This is a genomic window from Winogradskyella damuponensis, assembly GCF_039538385.1.
Lineage (GTDB): Bacteria > Bacteroidota > Bacteroidia > Flavobacteriales > Flavobacteriaceae > Winogradskyella > Winogradskyella damuponensis.
The window spans coordinates 45707-69039 of sequence record NZ_BAABCB010000027.1; the positions used below are offsets into that span (position 1 = coordinate 45707).

At 32.4% G+C, this 23333-nt stretch carries 21 protein-coding genes; 15 read left to right on the plus strand and 6 right to left on the minus strand.

Annotated elements, in window-relative coordinates; genetic code table 11:
* Positions 1–3 precede the first annotated feature (3 nt).
* Positions 4–585, plus strand: coding sequence for a MiaE family protein (locus ABD730_RS13295; protein ID WP_334471074.1), 582 nt, complete (start codon positions 4–6; stop codon positions 583–585).
* A gap of 99 nt (positions 586–684) precedes the next feature.
* On the opposite strand, the gene ABD730_RS13300 is transcribed toward ABD730_RS13295, so the two are convergent.
* The 4 genes from ABD730_RS13300 to ABD730_RS13315 are packed head-to-tail and all read right to left on the minus strand — an operon-like array spanning position 685 to position 5855.
* Entirely contained in the window at positions 685–1638 is a 954-nt protein-coding gene (locus ABD730_RS13300) for an AAA family ATPase (RefSeq protein WP_344715323.1), read from the minus strand.
* Positions 1639–1641: 3 nt separating this feature from the next.
* A complete protein-coding gene (locus ABD730_RS13305) occupies positions 1642–3099 on the minus strand; it encodes a peptidylprolyl isomerase (RefSeq protein ID WP_334471078.1) in 1458 nt (485 codons plus the stop codon).
* The gene (locus tag ABD730_RS13310) at positions 3047–3898 is read right to left on the minus strand and encodes a peptidyl-prolyl cis-trans isomerase (RefSeq protein WP_344715325.1); all 852 of its coding nucleotides are present in this window, start codon (positions 3896–3898) and stop codon (positions 3047–3049) included. The genes ABD730_RS13305 and ABD730_RS13310 overlap by 53 nt, the downstream gene beginning before the upstream one ends.
* A gap of 10 nt (positions 3899–3908) precedes the next feature.
* Positions 3909–5855, minus strand: a complete 1947-nt coding sequence (locus tag ABD730_RS13315) for a peptidylprolyl isomerase (RefSeq protein WP_344715327.1) — start codon at positions 5853–5855, stop codon at positions 3909–3911.
* Positions 5856–6139: 284 nt separating this feature from the next.
* Between ABD730_RS13315 and ABD730_RS13320 the strand changes: the two genes are divergently transcribed.
* From ABD730_RS13320 to ABD730_RS13330, 3 genes are all read left to right on the plus strand, one after another.
* Positions 6140–6598: an SRPBCC family protein gene (locus ABD730_RS13320; protein WP_334471084.1), complete on the plus strand. Its 459-nt coding sequence runs from the start codon at positions 6140–6142 to the stop codon at positions 6596–6598.
* Between the two features lie 13 nt (positions 6599–6611).
* Positions 6612–6851, plus strand: a complete 240-nt coding sequence (locus ABD730_RS13325; protein ID WP_344715329.1) for a hypothetical protein — start codon at positions 6612–6614, stop codon at positions 6849–6851.
* A 208-nt stretch (positions 6852–7059) separates the two neighbouring features.
* On the plus strand, positions 7060–8271 hold the full coding sequence (locus ABD730_RS13330) for a CotH kinase family protein (RefSeq protein WP_344715331.1): 1212 nt from the start codon (positions 7060–7062) through the stop codon (positions 8269–8271).
* Positions 8272–8650: 379 nt separating this feature from the next.
* On the opposite strand, the gene ABD730_RS13335 is transcribed toward ABD730_RS13330, so the two are convergent.
* Together ABD730_RS13335 and ABD730_RS13340 are read right to left on the minus strand one after the other, a co-directional pair.
* Positions 8651–9535: a patatin-like phospholipase family protein gene (locus ABD730_RS13335; RefSeq protein ID WP_215925016.1), complete on the minus strand. Its 885-nt coding sequence runs from the start codon at positions 9533–9535 to the stop codon at positions 8651–8653.
* Complete coding sequence (locus tag ABD730_RS13340) at positions 9535–11508, minus strand: M1 family metallopeptidase (RefSeq protein ID WP_344715333.1); 1974 nt, start codon at positions 11506–11508, stop codon at positions 9535–9537. Before ABD730_RS13340 ends, ABD730_RS13335 begins: the two co-directional genes overlap by 1 nt.
* 371 nt (positions 11509–11879) lie before the next feature.
* Between ABD730_RS13340 and ABD730_RS13345 the strand changes: the two genes are divergently transcribed.
* The 11 genes from ABD730_RS13345 to ABD730_RS13395 all read left to right on the plus strand — a co-directional run bounded on the left by ABD730_RS13345 (position 11880) and on the right by ABD730_RS13395 (position 23332).
* Entirely contained in the window at positions 11880–12482 is a 603-nt protein-coding gene (locus ABD730_RS13345) for an acyltransferase (RefSeq protein ID WP_334471093.1), read from the plus strand.
* Between the two features lie 153 nt (positions 12483–12635).
* Positions 12636–12899: an acyl carrier protein gene (locus tag ABD730_RS13350; RefSeq protein ID WP_334471095.1), complete on the plus strand. Its 264-nt coding sequence runs from the start codon at positions 12636–12638 to the stop codon at positions 12897–12899.
* Between the two features lie 24 nt (positions 12900–12923).
* Positions 12924–14921 carry an asparagine synthase (glutamine-hydrolyzing) gene (gene asnB, locus ABD730_RS13355; RefSeq protein ID WP_344715336.1) on the plus strand — a complete coding sequence of 666 codons (1998 nt, stop codon included), beginning with the start codon at positions 12924–12926 and terminating at the stop codon, positions 14919–14921.
* A gap of 2 nt (positions 14922–14923) precedes the next feature.
* On the plus strand, positions 14924–15904 hold the full coding sequence (nadE, locus tag ABD730_RS13360) for an NAD(+) synthase (protein WP_344715338.1): 981 nt from the start codon (positions 14924–14926) through the stop codon (positions 15902–15904).
* A gap of 12 nt (positions 15905–15916) precedes the next feature.
* Positions 15917–17374, plus strand: a complete 1458-nt coding sequence (locus ABD730_RS13365; protein ID WP_344715340.1) for an AMP-binding protein — start codon at positions 15917–15919, stop codon at positions 17372–17374.
* 192 nt (positions 17375–17566) lie between these two features.
* Positions 17567–19669, plus strand: coding sequence for an ATP-dependent DNA helicase RecG (gene recG / locus ABD730_RS13370; protein WP_344715342.1), 2103 nt, complete (start codon positions 17567–17569; stop codon positions 19667–19669).
* A 236-nt stretch (positions 19670–19905) separates the two neighbouring features.
* Positions 19906–20382: a TlpA family protein disulfide reductase gene (locus ABD730_RS13375; RefSeq protein WP_344715344.1), complete on the plus strand. Its 477-nt coding sequence runs from the start codon at positions 19906–19908 to the stop codon at positions 20380–20382.
* A gap of 7 nt (positions 20383–20389) precedes the next feature.
* The gene (locus tag ABD730_RS13380) at positions 20390–21157 is read left to right on the plus strand and encodes a thioredoxin family protein (protein ID WP_344715346.1); all 768 of its coding nucleotides are present in this window, start codon (positions 20390–20392) and stop codon (positions 21155–21157) included.
* Between the two features lie 149 nt (positions 21158–21306).
* Positions 21307–22170 (plus strand): helix-turn-helix domain-containing protein, encoded by an 864-nt coding sequence (locus tag ABD730_RS13385; RefSeq protein WP_344715348.1) that lies wholly within the window; start codon positions 21307–21309, stop codon positions 22168–22170.
* 60 nt (positions 22171–22230) lie between these two features.
* Entirely contained in the window at positions 22231–22458 is a 228-nt protein-coding gene (locus ABD730_RS13390; protein ID WP_344715350.1) for a hypothetical protein, read from the plus strand.
* 13 nt (positions 22459–22471) lie between these two features.
* Positions 22472–23332, plus strand: a complete 861-nt coding sequence (locus tag ABD730_RS13395; protein ID WP_344715352.1) for an SDR family oxidoreductase — start codon at positions 22472–22474, stop codon at positions 23330–23332.
* Position 23333: the final 1 nt, after the last annotated feature.

The window sequence follows — 23333 nt, forward strand, 5'->3', positions numbered from 1 at the left end:
TTTATGTTAGGACTAAAATTACCAACCGATCCAAGATGGGTTAATATCGTTGAAAAGAATATTGAAGATATATTAACAGACCACGCCTATTGTGAACAAAAAGCAGCAAGTACAGCTATTTCGCTAATTGTAGGTTTTCCAGAATACACGGAACTCGTACAGGAGATGATAGCTTTAGTAGAGGAAGAAATGAGCCATTTTAAAATGGTACACGATAAAATCATAGAAAATGGTTGGACGCTTGGTAGAGACCGTAAAGACGATTATGTACTAGCACTTATAAAATTCTTTCCTAAAGGAGGAAGTAGAACAACACAACTAGTTCATAGACTTCTATATGCCGCATTAATTGAAGCTCGTAGTTGCGAACGCTTTAGGTTATTATCTGAAGAGCTAGAAGACAAAAAATTGGCGAAATTTTACCGCAAACTAATGATTAGTGAAGCAGGTCATTACACCATGTTTTTAAATTTTGCTAGAAAATATGGAGACAGAAAAGAAGTTGACGACAAATGGGACGCATTACTCGATTATGAAGCTGAGATTATGAAAAACTTAGGCAATAAGGAAACAATACACGGTTAAGTTAAAGGTTATTGATAACCAACTTAACCGATTTAAAACAAAAAAAACGACCATCAAAATTGATGGTCGTTTTTTATATTTAAAATAAATTCAGAATTCTTATAACAAACTCTCAATTATCTTCTCGTCAGTAATGCCTTCAGCTTCTGCTTTGTAATTTTTAATAATTCTATGTCTTAGAATTCCCGTTGCAACAGCTTGAACATCTTCAATATCTGGTGAGAATTTTCCTTTCGTAGCAGCATGAGTTTTAGCTGCTAAAATTAAATTCTGAGAAGCCCTTGGTCCAGCTCCCCAATCTACAAACTCTTTTACTATATCTGCAGCTGTATCTTCTTTTGGTCGTGTTTTCCCCACTAAAGATACTGCATATTCAATAACATTATCTGCAACAGGTATACGACGAATTACATTCTGAAAATCGATAATTTCTTGTGCTGTATATAACGCATTTACCGAAGATTTAATATCTGTAGTTGTTGCTTTAACCACATCAACCTCTTCTTGAAACGATGGGTATTGTAAATTAATAGAAAACATAAAACGGTCTAATTGTGCTTCTGGTAAAGGATATGTTCCTTCTTGCTCAATTGGGTTTTGTGTCGCTAAAACAAAATATGGTAAACTTAACTTATATTGATGACCAGCTACTGTAACCGATCGTTCTTGCATCGCTTCTAATAAGGCTGCTTGCGTTTTTGGCGGAGTTCTGTTAATCTCATCTGCTAAAATAATATTAGAGAATATTGGTCCTTTTATAAATTTAAACTGACGATTCTCATCCAAAATTTCACTACCTAAAATATCACTAGGCATTAAATCTGGAGTAAACTGAATACGCTTAAAATCTAAACCTAAAGCTTGTGCAATAGTGTTAACCATTAAGGTTTTTGCCAAACCAGGAACACCTACTAAAAGCGAGTGACCACCAGAAAATATGGAAATTAATACTTGACTAACAACCTCATCTTGACCAATGATGACTTTAGCAACTTCTTGTTTTAGCGCTGCATATTTTTTTACAAATTTTTCAATTATAGCAACATCAGACATACTCTATTCTTTTTTTAACCAATTACTTTGAAAATCACAATCTCTATACTCTCCATTAATCTTAATGTAAGTATTTAAAATGGTTTCCTTTTGCCATTTTGCAACAGCTTTAATTTGTTTGTCTTGTAAAGCAAGATTTTTAATTTTTAAATAATCCTTTGCAAAATCTGCCTCATGATCGTCTATACGATCTGTAACGGTTAAAATTTTAAACTTTAATCTGTTGATACGATCTTCATCTTGTAAAACCTCACTGATTTCACCATCTTTTAAATCTTGAATTTGAGAATACAATTCAGGATCCATTCGGGTTAACTCAAAATTAAAATCCTGTGTTGTAGGATTTGTCATCTGACCACCTTCGTATTTCGTTTCTTTTTGATCACTAAATTCTCTTGCCGCTTCAGCAAAAGTTAATGTACCATTTACAATTTTCTCTCTAATCTCTTCTATTTTATCCTTAGCTTCTTTTATAGCATCTTGAGTTAATTCTGGACGTAATAAAATATGTCTTACATCATACTCTTGACCTCTAATTTTTTCTAAGTATATAATATGGTATCCAAAATCGGTTTCAAAAGGTTCTGAAATTTCTCCTTCTTGCATTGAAAAAGCAACATCTCTAAACTCTTTTACCATTCTTGGCTGTTTTCTATTCAATGTATATTTTCCTCCCGTAGCTTTAGATCCAGAATCTTCTGTATAAAACAACACTTTAGTTGTAAAACTAGAACCGTTTTCTTCTACATCTGTTTTAAATCCTTTTAGCTTATCAATAACAGCTTGTTTTGCTTCTTCTGTTACTTTTGGAATAATTACAATTTCAGCCAGCTTTAATTCAGTACCAAAGACTGGTCGTTCGTCTTTTGGTATATTATTAAAAAAAGTTCTAACTTCTTCTGGTGTTACTTCTATATCTCCTGTAACCTTAGCTTGCATTTCTTGAGCGAGATAACCGTTTTTATTAATCTCAAACATTTCATCTCTTAAGGCTTGTTCTGATTCTTTTTTATACAGTTTAAGCAACCTATCCATATCACCATTTAGCTGACCCAAAATACCTTGTATTTGTTGATCTACTCGGCTTTGAATATATAATTCATTAACTATAACACTATCTTGTATAGCTTGATGTGCATATAATTTACTTTCTAATAAACTTCCAAAAAGTTCACATCTGGTAAACCCTTCTAGATCTCCACCTTGCGCTTTTATTTGTGCTATTTCTCTATCCAAATCAGATTCTAGAAGAATAAAATCACCAACAACAGCCGCAACACCATCTGCTTTAATACGTGTTTTATTAACAACACTATCTTTTGGTTGCTCTACTTGTTGTACTTCATCATTAATGATTTCTTGAGCATTGCTAAAGTTTAATGACATAAAACAAACTAAAAGGCTTGCTTTAATTATAAGTTTGGAATTTATTGTTTTTAATTGCATCTTTTGTAATATCATTTTCGAGTTGCTTGATGAGCTCTAATTTTCTTTTGTTTATAACAATTTTGTTAATCGACGTTTCTACATAATCTAAAGGCGCATAATCGTTTTGAAGACGTACGTCATTAACTTGCATCAAATATAGGTTTAATGAATCTTTGAGCTGTAAGAAATTAGTTTTTTTTAACAGTTGATTTTTATTTGAACTATTTATGATTGGTATTTTCTCTGCGACACGATTGAGTTTAATCCAAATAGAGTCATTCAAAGAATAAGATCTAAATTGAACAGAGATAGAGTCTAAATACGCTTTATCCTTAGCTTCGAAGCGTTTAAAACGTTTTTTTATAGTATCTAAATTAATAGGGTTTAATGGCAAACTGATATACCTAAACTGTATTAAATCGTCATTTAGCTTAAATGATTCTTTATTAGCTTCATAAAATAATTCTGCTTCCTTGTGCCCTACTACAGTGTCTATATTTTTTTTTACTAAACCTTCTAAATAAGCTTTAGCATATAAATCGTTTTTATATTGCGTTACTAATTTAGAAAACTCATTTTGTTTCTCTTCAGAAAGGTTTAGCAAAGCACCATCCATTAAAAGCAATTGTCTTGCCCAACGGTTAATGTATGCATTGACCATTAAAGTACTATCTTCTTTAGAGGTTCCTTTTGGCACTACATCTTTAAGATCCTCTTTATAGAGGTAACTTTCGTTAACTCTGGCAATTGGTTCTAAATCGTCTGACTTTTTAAAAAAATCACAACTATTAAAAAGTAAACCAAAGAGAAATATGTATAGTGTATGTTTCAAAAAATATAAATTAGTTTCCTATTTTAGTCTTAACTGTTTTAAGAACGTCTTGATTAATTTCTACCTTAAAACGCTTGTATAATTCATTAATCCAATTGGTTTCTATTTCCTCTTGGTAATTATTAATTACATTTCCTTTAGCTTCTTCCAATGTTTTTTGTCCTGCTGGTAAAACCGCTTTAACATCTATAACATGAAAGGCTTCATTATGTTCATATACTTTAGAAACGCCTTTTACAGCTTTAAAGTCTGAAGGCAAAATAGGATCATCTGTTTTGTATGTTCCTTTTGTAAAAATCACATTTTGCTTGTCTTTAGTGTTTACTGCTTTTTTAATTTCGTCTTCAGATTTTCCTTTCTTCATCAGCTTGAGGATCTTCTTCATGCTAGATTTTTCTGCAGAAGAAGCAATAACCACATCTACTCTATCACTCCATTGATACTTAGATTTGTTTTTATTGTAGTAAGCTTCTAAACCTAAAGTGTCTTTTGCGGCTTTATTCCACACTTCTTTTTCCATAAGGTCAAATAGCAATAATCCATCTCTATACTCTTTTAGGATGTTTGCAAATTCTTGGTTCTCTTCTTCTAAATTATCTTCTCTATATTTAAAAATTGAGTTTTCAAAAAAGCTTTCGAACTCCTTATCTATTACAATAGCAAAAGGTGTTTTTTTCCCTGCGTATATACGTTGTGCTTTTATTAAGTGATTTCCAAATTCTTGGTAAGTAAAAGGTCTACTATTAATAGAAAAAACGGTTTCATTCGTTTTAAAATTCTCTGGTAATTTCCAAGAACGATTATAAAAATCATTGTTTAGTAACTTTGTGAAGTAAGGCTTAGCATCTGCACTATATGTTATTTCATATTGCTTCTTAAGCTTATTTAACATCGCTTCATTAATCAATTTAGATCTCGAATCTCTTTTTACTTTAGCTTCAAAAGATGCTTTTACATCTTCAAATGATTCTATAGGACTTAGTTTAATACGTTTTACAATGTGCCAACCATAAGCACTTTTAAAAGGTTCACTAACATCTCCATCATTTTTTAAAGCAAAAGCCACGTCTTCAAATTTTGCAGAACTTAACTGTCCGCTTTTAAAAGGTTTTATTTCGCCACCATTAGCAGCCGAACTTCTATCTTCAGAAAATTGCTTTGCCAAAGCTTCAAAGCGTTCACCTTGTTTTAGTTTCTTATAAATTTCCTTAATACGTTGCTCAGGATTATGTAACGAATCTTTAGTGGACTTTAAGTTTACCATAATATGAGCAGCAGAAATGGTTCCTCTAGATTTTCGCTTATCATTAACTTTAACAACATGGTAGCCAAATTGGGTTCTAAAAGGCATTGAAATTTCACCTACAGCAGTATTAAACGCGGCAGATTCAAAATCGTAAACCATCTTAAAAGCAGAAAAATACCCTAAGTCTTCAATAAAGATCGTACTACCATTGTGCATTTCTGTCTTTACTTTGTCAAAGCCTTCTTTTAAAGCTCGTTCTCTTAAAGCTAATACTTCATTGTAAGCTTTTAAGGTGTCTTTTGCTGTCTCCTCTAAACGCACTAAAATATGAGAAGCATTAATATCTATATTACTACGATCATAAGCCTCTTTGACCAAAGCTTCTGTAACTTCGTTTTCTGAAATATAATTTTTTATTAATTGCTTTTTATATCTCGAAAATTCACGTTTGTAGGTTTCATCTTCATTAATTTTTAAACGCTTAGCTTCTTTTAGCTTTAATTGATATTCAGTAAATAATTTTAAATAGCCATCGACATCTTTTTGACTTTCATCTTTTACTAAATCTAAATTTTTGTTATAAACTCTTAAAAATTCTGAAGCCATAATTGGCTCACCATCTACTTTTAGAAGCACCTCATCTTTATCTTGAGAAAAAGCAAAATTCAGTGTAAAAAGCACTAAAAACAAACATCTGTATTTAAGACTCATAATTTATTCTTCTATATTATTGTGAAATGTATTCGTTTTTCAAACTCAGCAAAAATAACATAAATAGCTTATTTAACAAGCAGTTTAAAAGGCATTATTTTAATAGTTTTTACGTGTTGCATAACAAAAATCGCACTAGATTTACAGGCTGTATTATTTTATAACCTTTCAACACTAAAATTGTAATAATTTAAAAAGATGATTTTAACAATTAAAACTGTTTAACGTCGATTAGTTAAAACTATTGCTAATGGTTTTGATACATTTATAAAAATTCCCTCAGCATGCGGTATACCACTGAAATATTAATTAAAAAACCCATTTCAGAAGTCATAAAAAAACTAAAATCCTCCGATAATTTAAAACATTGGCAAGAAGGCTTAGTTAGTACAGCACATATTTCTGGTACACCAAATGAACTTGGAGCAAAAATGCGACTGAACTATAGTTTTGGAAAACGTAAAATGGAAATTATAGAAACCGTTACCATGCAAGATTTTCCTAATAAAATTTACAGTACTTATACAACCAAAGGCATTCGCAATATACAAGAAAACCATTTTAAATCGATTGAAAACGAGTTTACAAAATGGATTTCTATAAATGAGTTTCAACCTACAAATTTTAAAATGAGCATGATGTTGCTTTTAATGCCTAAAGCTTTTAAAAAACAGACAAAAACGTATATGACTAACTTTAAAAATTTTGTAGAAAAAGGAACCTCTGTTTACAATAAAGAATAAAAAAATTACAACAATGCGGAAATTAAAATTAATATGGGATTTTAGAGGACCTGCTGGACAGAAAACGGCAGAGCATCATTTAATACACTTAAAAGAATATATTGCAATTAACAAATTAAACATTACAATTACTGGTGTTGAATCTATAAGTGATATGCACAGTTTAGCATATTTAATAGTTGATGAATCTGAAATGAAACCCATTAGAGATGCTTTAAAACCTCATAGAGGACAAGTGTATTCTGAAGCATAAATAAGTTCTTTTTTACGCCAAACAAATACCAATCACTAACCCAACCCACTAAATAACAGTGATTTGAGTTTTTAAAAACTTTCAACTACCTTCGTTTAAAATTGAATAGCATACCTACATCTCGTTTCTTTACCTATTTAAATGCTTTTTACCCGTGAATTATTAACGGTAATTTACAATTTTGCTAACCGCAAGTTAAATGTTAGTTATGAAAAAAATTATACCAATACTCTTTTTACTATTGTTATTAGGTTGTAGTGAAGACAGACGCGTTTCTGAGACACCAGAGCCATCAGCAAACCTCCCAACAATATCAATAACAACCGAGAACCTATCACCTATTGTTTCTAAAGAAGACTATTTAAATGGAAGCTTAGAAATATCAGGAGAAAGTATTGACAACAACCTATTAGTAGATCTCAAAATTAGAGGTAGAGGAAATACAACTTGGAATTTCCCTAAAAAACCATATCAAATAAAATTTGACTCTAAAGAAAGTGTTTTAGGAATGCCTGAAGACAAAAAGTGGATTTTATTAGCAAATTATACAGACAAAACAATGCTAAGAAATGAAGTCGCATTTGATTTGAGCAGATTTAGCGATTTAGACTGGACTCCAGAGAGTCGTTTTGTTGAACTTTTTATAAATAGTGAATATTTAGGCGTCTATCAGATTACCCAAAAAGTAGAAGAATCTTCCAATAGAGTAAATATTGGAGACGATGGTTATTTATTAGAGGTAGATCAACTTTCTAGACTAGACGTAGACGACGTTTATTTTGAAACAAGTCATTATTTATTCAACATTAAAGAACCTAGCCTCAATGCTGAAGACAATGCGTATAATATTATAAAAAACTATATCGAATTAACCGAAAGCGTACTCTTAGGAGACAATTTTAGCGACCCTATTAATGGATATGCTAAATATATAGATGTAGACTCTTTTATAGACTGGTATCTTGTAAATGAAATAACAAAAAATAATGATGCTATCTTTTACTCTAGTGTTTATATGAACTACATCCCTGGCGGTAAATTAAAAATGGGACCAATATGGGATTACGACATTAGTCTTGGTAACATTAACTATAACGGAAATGATACTACAGATGGGTTTTGGATTAAAAATGCCACTTGGTATTCTCGCCTTTTTGAAGATCCTATTTTTGTTGAAAAAGTAAAATCTAGATTTAATTATTTTTATAACAATAGAAGTCTTTTTCAAGAAAAAATTAACTCAAATTCTTCCTTTTTATATGAAGCACAAGAAAGAAACTTTAATACTTGGCCCATTTTAGGCGTCTATGTTTGGCCTAACAATGTCTTTTACCCAACATACGACGAAGAAGTCACCTATCTAGATCAGTGGCTTAATGATAGATTAGAGTGGCTTAACACCTCCTTCAATAATTTGTAATTTACTTTTTTATGCACTAAAGCTCCATGAGGATTTTACCCTATTAAATCTTTATTTTGAGTTTTTCATTCGCACAAAGTCAAAGCTCAAAAAAAACCAACTAACCACTAATAAATTAACTTTAAAATGTGCTGCACTTTTTAAAAACAAACCTTTTGATTTTGAAAACTTTAAAATCAAATTCAAAGACTACGCTACAATACCTGTTTCAGGAAGTTCACTCAATGCTAAATCTTATTCTCTGGCCAAAAAGCTTAACGTTGGAGATTATGTTACAATTTTTCAAATAGAAAATAGGATTCTCAATGGAAGAAAATCTCACGAACACAAAACATTGATTATTAAAATAGTTACACTTTAATTTAATAGATAAGAACACTTACTCTTCATGTCGTCTTTCAGCATATTCATAGCCTTCTATCCACCATTTTTCCATTAATCGCTTACTAAATATCAATGAATTTTCTGTAAGACTCGTTGGAGTATAATATAAATTCAACTTCACATTATTATGCTTTGCGGCAAGCTTTCCAATTATAACATCATTTTTTTCGACCTGATCTAGCAAATGACCAAACAAACTAATCATTAATGAAAACGGATTTTTCCCTAAAACTTTTTGTTTTCCTAGAGTTTCAGCCTCTAAAACAATAGCGTCAACTTCTGTTGCACCTCTTCGTATTGCTTCTCTAATGGGAATAACACTTCCTAATCCACCATCTGCATATTCATAACCATCAACTTTAGCCAAAGACATAAATGGTATATAATTACACGAAATCCAAATCCAATTGCAAAACTCTTCGTAAGAACACTCTTGTATAGATTTATACTCTACACGATTCATAGACAAGTTAGATACCGTAACCACGACATCGTGCTTTTCTTTTTTAATTTTTGTGTATTCTGCAAAAGTTACATTTTTTCTAATATTTCGTCTGAGCGCTTTACTTTCTCCAAAAGTTCGTCTTCGTCTTATAAACTGCCATAAAGAGTTCACAAAATCAATAGACACATATTCTCTATCTCCTTTTTTACGTTGTATAAAAGGACTTACACTAAAAATATCGTGTTGTTGCACATTTGTAAAAATATCGTAGAGCTTTCCTATTTCATTAGCAGCCAAGTGTGGTACTAAAAGACTTCCTGTAGAGGTTCCTAAAAACATATCGTAATTATGTTTTTCACGCTCTATTAAGTACTGAGCAACACCACCTGCAAACGCACCTTTACTTCCACCTCCAGATATTACTAATGCTCGCATTAATTTCTTTTTTGTTCTAATTCTTCAGATAACTGTTTGGCAAACTTAACCAAACGCCAATTATGATGTGATTTTGCGTTTTCTAAATTAGACATACAGTCTTCATTACAAGATTTTATCATTTTTAAATACTGAAACGCCTTAATTCTTAAATCTGCATTGTACTTCTCACCTGTATAATCTATCAATTCTTGAAATAAAGCTTGTTTGTTATCTGCTTTATAAAACGGTGTACTAAGATTTAAAACAATCCATAACAACCGTACATTTTTATCATTAAAACCAACAACATCTCTTGTTTTAAAAAGATAAGCCGATCGATCCTCAGGAAAACTAGACCAAAGATTGTACAATGCATTTTCTATGGTAATGTACGACTTATCATCCAAAAGCGACTCATAACCTTCCTTTAAATTAACAGGTATTTGCCTCACATATTTAGAGATAGCCTGACGAACTTTTAAACCATTGTTAAAGGTTTCAGGTGTTACCAATTCTGGTACTTGTGATATAATTTTCGCCTTAGCCTCGTCAGACACGTAATATTTGAGATATTCAGAGCATTTAGAAGATTTTGCCTGACAGTCTACCATCAAAAATTCATTTATATAGGTAGATTGCTTTTTCAATATATCAAAAGCATTATCCACAGGAAAATCTTTTTGCTTTATCCATAAGTTCACAAAACTAGACAAAGAGCGTCCATATATACGCTCTACCTCCTTTATAAAATCGGAAGTTTCAGCATTTTTAAATTTATATTTTTCCAAATAATTTATTACAGCTTGCCTAAAAACTCGATCTCCAACTTTAGTTCGTAGCGCATGTAAAACCCACGCCCCGCGCTGATAAAATGTTAGACTACTAGATTTAGGATTTAGAAGCGATGTTCCATTGCCTGAAATATCTTGCTTTCCTAAATCTATTGATGATTCTAAAAGTTTAAAATAAAAATAATTTTCACCAAAAACATCCTTTTCTGCTAAAAGCGCATAATAAGTTGCAAACCCTTCTTGTAACCAATGATGCGCTCCAGACTTAGCTGTTACCAAATCACCAAACCATTGATGCGCAAGCTCATGAGCATTAACGTTTACATAGTTTTTATCATTAAAACCTATAGAATCTACCACAAAAGCATCAGAAAAAATAGTAAGGCTTGTGTTTTCCATACCTGCATACAGAAAATCATGTACAGGTACTTGTTTATAATTTTGCCATGGGTAAGCAACTCCAATTTCTTCTTCTAGAAAATCGAACATTTGCTTAGAATAACGATACGTTGGCTCAACTTTTAAAGAATCTTCTGGATAGTAGTAATACTCTAAAGGAATACCACTTTTAGAGGTTTCTGTTTTCTTTTCATATTTACCAACAACAACAGCAACCAAATAACTAGACATTGGATGCTTCATATCATATTCCCAAAGCACATGTCCATCATTGTCTGATTTAGATTTTAAAACTCCATTTGAAATAACCTGATATGTTTTTGGTGCAACAAATTTTAAATCAAACTCAATTTTATCATTTGTATCATCTAGACTTGGCAACCAATTACTTGTATATTTTCCTTGACCTTGTGTCCAAATTTGATTCCTTCCTTCATTTTCCCAACCAACAAAATACATCGCCTTTTTAGGAGAAGCAAAAAACAAAAAACTTAGATTATAAGTCTGCCCTTTTTCAAAACTGTGATATATTTTTAGCTTTTTACCATCATTACTAAAGTTAACCTCAGAACCATCAATAGCAACATGTATAAACTTCATATTAACGGCGTCTAAATAGATAGAATCAGTAGATCTAAGAATATCAAACTTTACATCATAGGAGTTATATTTTGTGCTATCAACCTGAAATTGATTAAAAACAATTAAAGCTTCTACTTTTTTAAAATCCACATAGTCTGTTTGTTGCGCAACCGAAACACTAGCTAAACACACACTCAAAATGATAAAAAAATTCTTCATAGATAATATTAAACAACAATATGACCAAAATACATCTTTCTATAATTTTATATTGGTCATTTAACAAAATAGTAGGTTTTAGATTCAATACATAACAACTGAGTTACAGACAAAGTTTTCAAAAAGCTTAGCTCCTTCAATCTATTAGATTATTGATGTCTAAACATTAAATAAATCCACAACTACGAGCACAAATTTATGAACTCCCAATAATTACGTCAAAAACCTTGATTAAAACTAGGCAAATGCACTATACCATGCGTCGCTCACAAAAACTTATTAACCACCTGATAATTATCACTATTTTATCAACTTATATTATATAAATTTGTTGTAAACAATTTAACATTGTTGTTTTTAAAACAAACCTAATGAACCCAAACCCATTTGAAATTGGTTATTACTGTGACGACGAATTAAAGTCATTGGGATTTAAATCTATTGGTACTAACGTTAAAATTGCTAAGAATTGTTTAGTTGTAGGTATTCCTAACATCTCTATTGGTAATAATGTTATTATTGACTCATTTTGCTCAATTATAGCTTCCGGAAGCGGTAATTTAACCATTGGATCTTATGTTCACATTGCTTCATTTTGCCACTTACTAGCCTCTGAAGGCATTGACATAAAAGATTTTAGCGGATTATCTCAAGGAGTTAAGATTTACAGCAAAACAGATGATTATTCTGGTAATTCGTTAACAAACCCAACAATTCCTAATACATATAAATCCATGAAAAAAGGAAGAGTTATCATTAACGAGCATTCTATTATTGGTGCCGGCTGTGTTATTCTTCCAAACGTTAGCGTTGGCGAAGGTGCTTCAATTGGTGCTTTATCGCTTATTGTATCAAACTTAGACTCTTGGACCATATATACAGGAAACCCTCTAAAAAAACTCACAAAGCGCTCTAAAAACTTATTGCAAAAAAAAGAGGCTTTTCTTATGCAACTAGAACAAAACAAAAAATAGCTTACGTTAAAAAAAAAAAAAAAAATTGATTGCCGAATTTACACTTCAACGTTTAAATCTATTAATTAATCAAAATTAATACCTAAAAACAACTTTGATTACAACATTTATTTACCTTTAATGTACTTTATTTTTTTTGATTACTAACAACATATGAATCATCACACAATGCATGTAGAAATAGATATTAAAAGCAAGATAAAAGACTACATTATTGAATCTACATTAGACGATGTAGAAAAAATAAAAGACAATACACTTATTTTTGAAGAAGGCATACTTGACTCAATGGGCTTGCTCTTTTTAATTGAATTCTTAAAAGAAGAATTCAACATTGAAACTAGCGACGAAGAGCTTGTTGTTGAAAATTTCGAATCCATTAATAGTATTTTGACTTTTGTAGAAAAAAAGATATAATCTCTAACTTATTATTCACCAATTATGTGTGGAATATCTGGCTTTTACAACTGTAATTTAAGCCCAGACAACAAAGCTGATACATTAAGGCGAATGCTTACAAGAATTAAGCATAGAGGACCTGATGAAAGTGGAATTTACGTGTCTAACAACATTGGACTCGGTAGCGTTCGCTTAAGTATTATTGACTTAGCCACAGGCACAATGCCATTACCTAACGCCAACAATTCTTTATGGATTGTGTTTAATGGTGAAATTTTTAACCACATAGAGCTAAGAGAAGAACTATTAGCAAAAAACCACACCTTTAAAACACAAAGCGACACAGAAGTTATTGTGCATTTATACGAAGAATACGGTCCGGAGTTTCTTAATAAATTAAATGGCCAGTTCGCTATTGCTATTTGGGATAAAACTAAACAAGAATTATTTTTAGCAAGAGACAGAGTTGGTATTAGACCACTGTTTTACACCACCATTGGAAACACTTTTGTATTTGCTTCTGAAATTAAATCCTTTTTAGAATTCCCTGAGTTTCATCCAAAGATTTCCGAAAAAACATTATCAGAATATTTCACATTTTGGACATCATTATCCGCTGACACAATTTTTGAAGGAGTCTCTGAGTTGCCACCAGGAAGCTATATGACCATTAATGCACGTTCAAAATCTATTAAGACGTATTGGACGCTTCCCATCACTAAGCCAAACGCTTACGAATTTAATACCGCCAAAGAAGCTGCAGAAACGTTTGAAACTATATTTACGGATGCTGTAAAATTAAGATTAAGAGCAGATGTTCCTGTTGCAGCCTATTTGAGTGGAGGCTTAGACTCTAGTATTACCACAGCTTTTATAAAAAAAATATCACCAAATAATCTTCGTACTTTTTCAATTGGTTTTACCGAAAAAGATTTTGACGAGTCATCGTATCAAAACATTGCTAGAGATTATTTTGAAACACAACATTCTAGTGTCACCTGCAGCCCTAAAGACATTTCAGATAGCTTTAAAGCTGTCGTTTGGCATGCAGAAGCGCCACTACTGCGTACAGCTCCTACTCCAATGAATTTATTAGCTAAAAGCGTAAGAGCTCAGAATATCAAAGTGGTGATTACTGGAGAAGGCGCAGATGAACTTTTTGGAGGTTATAACATATTTAAAGAAACCAAGATTAAACACTTTTGGGCTAAAGATCCGCAATCTAAGTATCGTCCATTATTGCTAAAAAAACTATATCCATATATTCCACAAATTAGCAAAGCAAATAACAACATATTAAAACTCTTTTTTGGATATAAACTGAGTGAGACGTCCTCACCTATTTATTCGCATTTATTGCGATGGAATAACACCTCTCGCATCAATAATTATTTATCTAAAGACTATAAAATAGCCATTTCTAATTACCATCCAATTTCTAAAATTGAAGACCAATTAAAAGACCAACTAAACGGCTATGACTACCTTACAAAAGCCCAGTGGATTGAAATTAACTTTTTCATGTCTAAATACCTATTGTCATCGCAAGGAGACCGCATGGGAATGGCAAACTCTATAGAAGGTCGCTATCCATTTTTAGACCACAGAGTGATTGAGTTTTGTATGAAATTAAATCCAGATCTAAAACTTAAAGGCTTAAATGAAAAATACCTTTTAAAATATATGATGAAAGATAGAATCCCAGACGCCATCTTAAACAGATCAAAACAAGCCTATAGAGCACCAATAAGAAGTACTTTCTTTTCTGAAGAGATGCCTCTCTATTTAAGCAGCATGTTATCTGAAGAAAACATTACAGCTTATGGAATTTTTAATCTAGACTTTGTAAATCAGCTCATAAACAAAATGAAACTCAACAAACAAGTTTCTGAAATTGATAATATGGCAATTACAGCCGTTTTATCAACTCAAATATTATATGATCTATTTATTAATAAATCAATTCCAAAACTACAAGAACATGAACTTGTAGTGCTGAATAAAACAATAATAGATTCATCAACGATAACAATAAACTAATTATGAAAACACCAAACAAACCTTTTTCTAAAGACATATTGCATATTGAAAATATTGAAACCGTTTGCAATGACATCATAAAAAAACTAAAAACCGATGTTGCCAAAAAACTGCAACGTAGAGGTGCTGTGATTGGCATTAGCGGAGGCATTGACTCATCTGTTTGTTTGGCATTATCAGCTAAAGCTTTTGGACCAAATAAGGTTACAGCCATCATGCTGCCTGAACAAGACTCAAGTGATGACAGCAGAATACTTGCAGAAAAATTAGCAGCAAAATTTGATGTTACTGACACCTTAGTAGAGGATATTACACAAGCTTTAAATGGTTTTGGCTGCTACCAAAGACGAGATGAAGCTATCGCTAGAGTTATTACTGATTTTAACCCAACTGTTGATAAAGCAAAAATTGAAATAAAACAAGAGGCTGCCTCTAATTTACCACCAGCCTTTTCTGTAACGGTTATAAAACCAAATGGAGAAGTGATAAGTAAATTATTACCCGTTAGAGAATACCTTCAAATTGTAGCATCTACAAACTTTAAACAACGTAGCCGAATGAGCATGCTTTATTATCATGCCGAACGGCTGCATTATGCCGTTATTGGCACTCCAAACAAACACGAAGTAGAACAAGGCTTCTTTGTTAAACATGGTGACGGAGCGGCAGATGTGATGCCTATCGGTCATTTATACAAAACGCAAGTTTATCAAATCGCAAAACACTTGGGAGTGCCTCAAGAAATTATAGACAGAACACCGACCACAGATACCTATACAGCAGAACAAACCCAAGAAGATTTCTTTTATCAAATGCCATTTGAACAAATGGATCTCATGTGGTATGGTTGGGAGAACAACTATTCAGCTGAAGAAGTTAGTAAAGTGATGAACAAAACTAAAGAAGAGATCGAAAGTATCTATAAAAACTTTGAGCGCAAAAAAAAGACTACAGAATACTTAAGAATGCGACCAATATTTTAAAAACCTATTCTTATGAATGTTTTTGATTATCTGTTTGAAACGTCCAAAAATCTTGATAAAGACTTCTTATTAGGCACAAAAGAAACAGCCTCTTTTAAAAAATTATATAACGATAGCCTAAATATTGCATCCTATTTAAACGAAACTATTGGAGAAGGCAAAAACATTCTATTAATAAGCTCTAATTCTTCTTTTTTCATAACCGCTTACTTAGGAATTTTAAAATCCGGAAACACATGTATTCCTATTGATTTCTCTATTGAACAAAGCAATTTAGATTACATTATTGACACCACAGAAAGCAAAACTATTTTTGTAGATAAAATTGCGCAACGCAAATTAGAATGCTCTTCAACGATTAATCTTATAGACGAAACAACACACACACAACTAACTAACAACAAAAAACATACAACAAACACTTCTACAAATTATTTAAACCCAATTGCAGAAATAATATTCACTTCTGGTTCCACAGGAAAACCAAAAGGAGTTATGATTAGTCATCACAATATTATATCTAACACCAATTCTATTATTGAATATCTTAAACTCACCTCTAAAGATATTATGGAAGTTGTATTACCATTTTATTATTGCTATGGCTTATCATTATTACATACACATTTAAAAGTTGGAGGTTCAATTGTTTTAAACAATAATTTCATGTTTTTAGGAACCGTTATCAACGATTTAAAGAATTATAACTGCACTGGCTTTGCAGGAGTACCTAGCCACTTTCAGATTCTACTAAAAAAATCACAATCCTTTAAAACTGAAACGTTCCCAAGTTTACGATACGCAACACAAGCAGGCGGAAAACTACATTCCGTTTTTATTGATGAATTCACCACAGCATTCCCATCTAAGGAATTCTACATCATGTACGGACAAACTGAAGCTACCGCACGCTTATCTTATTTACCTCCAGAATTCATTAAAACAAAAACAGACTCCATAGGAAAAGCCATTCCAAATGTTGAATTAAAAATTGTTAATGAAAAAGGTGAAATTACCAAAACCAATGAAGAAGGCGAATTATTAGCGCGTGGCGAAAACATCATGCTGGGTTATTACAAAGACGAAACAGCAACAAACTTAACTATAGAAAACGGTTGGCTCCACACAGGCGACTTGGCCAAAACCGACAAAGACGGATTTATCTACATCGTCGCTCGAAAAAAAGAAATCCTAAAAGTTCGTGGCAAAAGAGTAAGCCCTAAGGAAATTGAAAAAGTAATTCTATCTGTACCTGAAGTCATAGACTGTACAATCTCTGGTTTTGACGACAATCTTTTAGGCGAAGCCATACAAGCCACAATTACACTAAACACGCACCATAATGAAGTCCAAATAAAAGAAAACATACTTCAAAAATGTGCTAAACATTTAGCAGCTCATAAAATTCCTCAAAAATTTGTTTTTAAAAACACTATACAAATGAGTGCCACTGGTAAGAAAAAGTGTTAAGAAAATCACTAAAACTACAAATATTCAATTTGACAACGTTTTGAGATAAAGCACCTTATTAACGAAAACATTTTCCTGTAATATCAAATTAAAATCTTTGCGCCTTTTCACACCATTAATTTATTTCAATAAAATAATCAAAGAGCCGTTTTGAACTTTTACTTTATAACGAAATAGTTTAATTTCGTTCTTATGAGCGTGAATTTACAAACTCCCATTGATTATCTCAAAGGTGTCGGTCCAAACCGAGCGGATTTGTTGCGCTCAGAGCTGGGCATTCAAACGTATCAAGACCTCATAAATCTTTTTCCTAATCGTTATATAGATCGTACTAGATATTATAAAATAAATGAATTACAGCGTAACAATGCTGAAGTTCAAATCGTTGGTGTCATAACTGGATTTAAAGAAGTGGCCCAAAAACGAGGCAAACGCCTAGTTGCTAACTTTAGAGACGACAGCGGAATAATGGAACTCGTTTGGTTTAGAGGACAGAAATGGATACGAGAAAACCTAAAAACAGGTCAACCTTACGTGATTTTCGGAAAAACCAATTGGTTTAATGGAAAATACAGCATGCCACATCCCGAAATTGAATTACAAGCTGAGCATGAGAGCAACTTGCGTTCTGCCATGCAAGCCATATACCCATCAACCGAAAAATTATCAAATAAAGGCATCACAAACAAAGTCGTTACCAAAATTATGCAGCAATTGTTTTTGGAATCAAAAGGACGCTTTGTTGAAACCTTGCCTGATTCAGTGATGACTGAATTAAAATTAATTCCAAAATCAGAGGCACTATTTAATATTCATTTTCCGAAGACTCCAGAGCTTCTTGCAAGAGCTCAATTTCGATTAAAATTTGAAGAATTATTTTACATTCAGCTGCAATTAATTATTAAAAATCTCATTCATAAATCAAAAATCAAAGGCTTCTCCTTTGATAAAGTTGGCGACTATTTTAACACCTTTTACAAAAACCATTTACCCTTTGAATTAACCAATGCACAGAAGCGTGTTTTAAAAGAAATTAGACTCGATTTAGGTAGCAATGCACAGATGAATCGACTTTTACAGGGAGATGTAGGCTCTGGTAAAACCATCGTAGCCTTTATGTCAATGCTCATGGGGCTTGACAATGATTTTCAATGCTGCCTAATGGCCCCAACTGCTATTTTGTCAGCTCAGCACTACCAAGGAATAAGTGAATTATGTAAACCACTTAAAATCAGTGTTTCATTATTAACGGGTTCAACTAAAACTTCAGACAGAAAGATAATTCATGAAAATCTAGAAAATGGGAATTTACAGATCTTAATTGGCACACACGCACTGCTTGAAGACAAGGTGAAATTCAAAAATTTAGGCCTTGCGATTATAGATGAACAGCACCGATTTGGAGTCGCCCAACGGAGTAAGTTATGGCATAAAAATGAATTACCTCCCAACGTTTTGGTGATGACCGCTACTCCAATTCCGAGAACTTTAGCCATGTCTGTATATGGTGACTTAGACATCTCTGTAATTGATGAATTACCAGCAGGTCGAAAACCTATAAAAACAGTACATCGCTACGACAATAATCGCCTAAAAGTTTTTAAATTCATGAAAGATGAAATCGCTTTAGGAAGACAAATATATATTGTCTACCCCTTAATTCAAGAGAGCGAAAAAATGGATTATAAGGATTTGATGGATGGCTACGAAAGTGTCTCTAGAGAATTTCCTATGCCAGATTATCAAATTTCGATTGTGCATGGTAAAATGAAACCAGCCGACAAAGATTACGAAATGGAACGTTTTGTTAAAGGTGAAACCCAAATTATGGTAGCTACAACCGTCATTGAAGTTGGCGTAAACGTCCCAAATGCATCGGTAATGATTATTGAAAGTGCAGAACGTTTTGGCTTATCGCAATTGCACCAATTACGTGGTCGTGTTGGTCGTGGTGCCGAACAGAGCTACTGTATTTTAATGACGAGCCATAAACTGAGCCAGGATAGTAAAACCAGACTAGAAACCATGGTACGTAGCAGTGATGGCTTTGAAATTGCTGAAGTGGATTTAAAACTACGTGGACCAGGTGATATTATGGGCACGCAACAAAGCGGTATTTTAAATTTACGTATAGCTGACATTGTTAAAGACAAAGACATCTTAGAGCAATCGCGCTATTACGCTAAAAGTATTCTAAAACAAGATCCTAGCCTGGCTGCGCCTGAGCATAAAGTTATTTTGAACACTTACCGACAAATGAGTAAGTATCGTAATATATGGAATTATATAAGTTAAAAAGTGTCAAAACAAACATTTACAACCACTTACTAACACCTTAGTTTTAGAATAAGTAAATTCCATTTTCATATCAATAACTTACCTCAGAAAAACATAAGAAAAATCACTTTTAAATTAAACCTTTTGTAACTGATGGAGTCTAACCAAAAATAATAGAATACATCATTTTGAAGTTATTAAAGTTAAAGCTCCTAAAATCATCACTATATCTCGTTTTAGCACTCAGTTTTTTTATGAGTTGCAATAATACAAACACAGATAAATCATTAAAATCTAACACGATTACGAATGTTAATCAAGACATTCCTGTTTATGATTTTAATCAATTTGAACCCTTAATTTATACGGAATCCGATAAAACCTATCTCATTAATTTTTGGGCGATGTGGTGTGCTCCTTGCGTCAAAGAATTACCATACATTGAGCAATTTGCAGCAAAACATCCTGACGTTGAAGTTATTTTAGTAAGCTTAGATTTCCCAAAAGATATTGAAACAAAGCTTAAGCCATTTTTAAAGAAAAAAAAGATAAGCTCTAAAGTCGTGTTATTAGATGATCCAGATTCTAACACTTGGATAGACAAAATTGACCCTAATTGGTCTGGAGCCATTCCATTTACCATTATGTTCAACAAAGATGAACGCTTATTTTATGAACGTTCATTCGAAAATTTAGAAGACCTAGAAAACCAAATAAACAAACTTAATTAAAACAAACATGAAAAGAATCAGTGTTCTAATTGCCATTATTGGCTTATCTGCAAGTGTACTTGTATCTTGTAAAAATGAAGGAAATACAACAGGAGAACCTTCTGCTGAAAACCAACATAAAGATCATAAAGGAGAACGCCCTCCACATGACGGAGACCGAAAAGGGCCACCGCACGGAGGCGATAGAAAAGGTCCACCAAAAGGAGGTAGTCCAGAACAAACCAAAACCCTAGAAGAAATTGGAGGTTACAACATTGGAGATGTTGCTACGGATTTCAATCTTAAGAACGTAGATGGTTCAATGGTTTCTTTAGCTAGCTTTGAAAACGCAAAAGGTTATATTGTGACATTTACCTGTAACGAATGTCCATTTTCGGTATTATATGAAGACCGTTTAATTGCATTAAACAATGAATATGCACCAAAAGGGTATCCTGTAATTGCCATTAACCCAAACAGTCCTGAAAACGAAAAAGAAGGTTATGAAGCGATGCAAAAACGTTCAGAAGACAAAGGGTTTACATTTCCTTACTTAGTAGATGAAGGTCAAAAAATATATCCTCAATATGGTGCTGTAAGAACACCTCATGTGTTTTTATTAGATGCAGAACGTAAAGTACAATATATTGGTACTATAGATGACAATGCAAAATCACCTGAAGATGTTAAGGTTAACTACGTAAAAGATGCCATTGATGCTTTAGAAAAAGGAGAACAACCAAATCCAAATTACACAAAAGCGATAGGATGTCCTGTAAAAGCTAGCAGAGCTTAAAAGACACACTAAAACAACAGTTATAAAACAGCATCTTCTCGATGCTGTTTTTGTTTTTATAGTACTTATTAAGGGCTCGTTAACTTACATTACTCAACACAATCCATATTAATTACTATTTTTATTCAAAATTCACAAGCAATTCATTAATGAATCATTTCCCTAATATAGCTTTCAAAAGTAGCGAAGGAGCTACAGATATTGAATGCATTCCATTAGCTGAATTATTCTCTCGTATAAAAAAAGACCCTAGTCACAATCCACATCAGCCTCACCGAATTTCCTTTTTTGCCTTATTGATTGTCACAGAAGGTAAAGGTGAACATCAAATTGATTTAAAGACTTACAACATCCAAAAAGGCTCTGTACTTAAAATTGCAAAAGGTCAAGTACATGCTTTTCAAGATAATTTACAGTACGATGGTTATCTGGTCATATTTACAGAGGATTTTATTTTAAAATACTTCTCAAAGTCTTCTATTGAATTTATTTCGCATTTATACAACTATCATATTTCGAATCCATTAGTTGAAAACAGCTCCTTAACCGATTTTTTTTTAGAACAATTAACCCAAGAAATTCAAAGTAAATACACTTATGCTCAAAAAGAAATAGTAGCTAAAATATTAGAACTATTTCTATTAAAACTAGAGCGCGAAACTCATAAAATCTCTGATAAAACGTTTAATAAAAAACATCAAAGCCTTTTTATGAACTTCAAAACTTTAGTTGAAAAACATTATACCAAAACACGAAACGTCAAAGATTACGCACAGTTACTCAACATATCTACAAAACACCTCAACTCTATAGTTAGAGCAAGCACCTTAAATACTGCCAAACATTTTATTGATAATTACGTGATTTTAGAAATTAAGCGTGTTATTTTCAGTAGCTCTTTAAGCCTGAAAGAAGTGGCTTATCAAAATGGATTTGATGAAGTCACCAATTTCTCTAAGTTTTTCAAAAAACACACAGGCCTTTCTCCTAAGGAATTCAAATCCTCACTTTAGCCTATAGGTTTCAGATTTACCATTTTTAATAATGGATTTACCTTTTACAATTGTAGTTATATGAAGACCTTTGCTATAAAACATATTATGAGCGACGTCGCAAAATGCCCTACTTGTGGGAGCTATTCTAAGATAAAAGTAAAAGAAGGAGAAACTACATATCAAGCTGTTCAGGATGAAGAAGCTTTTAAAAAAATTCAGCAATTAAAAAAGGCCATGGATAAATTTAAAATGAAAGCCGATCAACTTGAAAAAGAATTAGACCTATTAAAATCTAAACATTCATAAATAAACACCTATTATGAAAATTGCAGTAACATCAGCAAGCGGTCATTTAGGATCTGCCATTGTAAAAGCACTTTTAAAAGAAACAAAAAACGAAAATATTATAGCCATAGCACGAACCACTGAAAAAGCAGAACACCTAGGTGTAGAAGTTAGAAAAGGTGATTACAATAGTCGTGAAGATTTCAATGCCGCTTTAAAAGGTATAGATATCGTATTGTTAGTTTCGGGTATGGATGAGCCACAAAAACGAATACAACAACACCGCAATGTCATTGAAGCAGCCAAACAAAACGGTGTGCAAAAAATAGTATATACGAGTATTGTAGGTGCTGAAGAAAACAATGCTTTTAGTCCTGTAGTACAAAGCAATCGTCAAACAGAAGAAGACATTCGCAATTCCGGTTTACAATGGGTTATTGGTAGAAATGGCATTTATATTGAACCCGATTTAGAATATATAGATACTTATATAAAAGACGGTGAGATAAGAAATTGTGCAGATCAAGGTAAATGTACGTATACGAGTCGAGAAGAATTAGGATATGCCTATGCTAAATTGTTATTAGAGGACAAGCATAATGGTAATACCTATAATTTAGTTGGTGAAGCGATTTCTCAAAAGCAACTAGCCGATTTTATTAATCAGGTTTATAATACAAATCTTATCTATCATGCTGTTTCTGTAGAAGCTTATAAGACAGATAGAATAGCAGAGCTTGGTGAGTTTCTAGGTACAGTCATAGCAGGAATTTACGAAGGCATTAAAAATGGTGCTAACGATGTGCATTCTGATTATGAAAAAGCTGCTGATAGGCCTCACAAATCGGCTTTAGAATTAATAGAACATCACTATAAAAATCACGTTCAAAACTAAA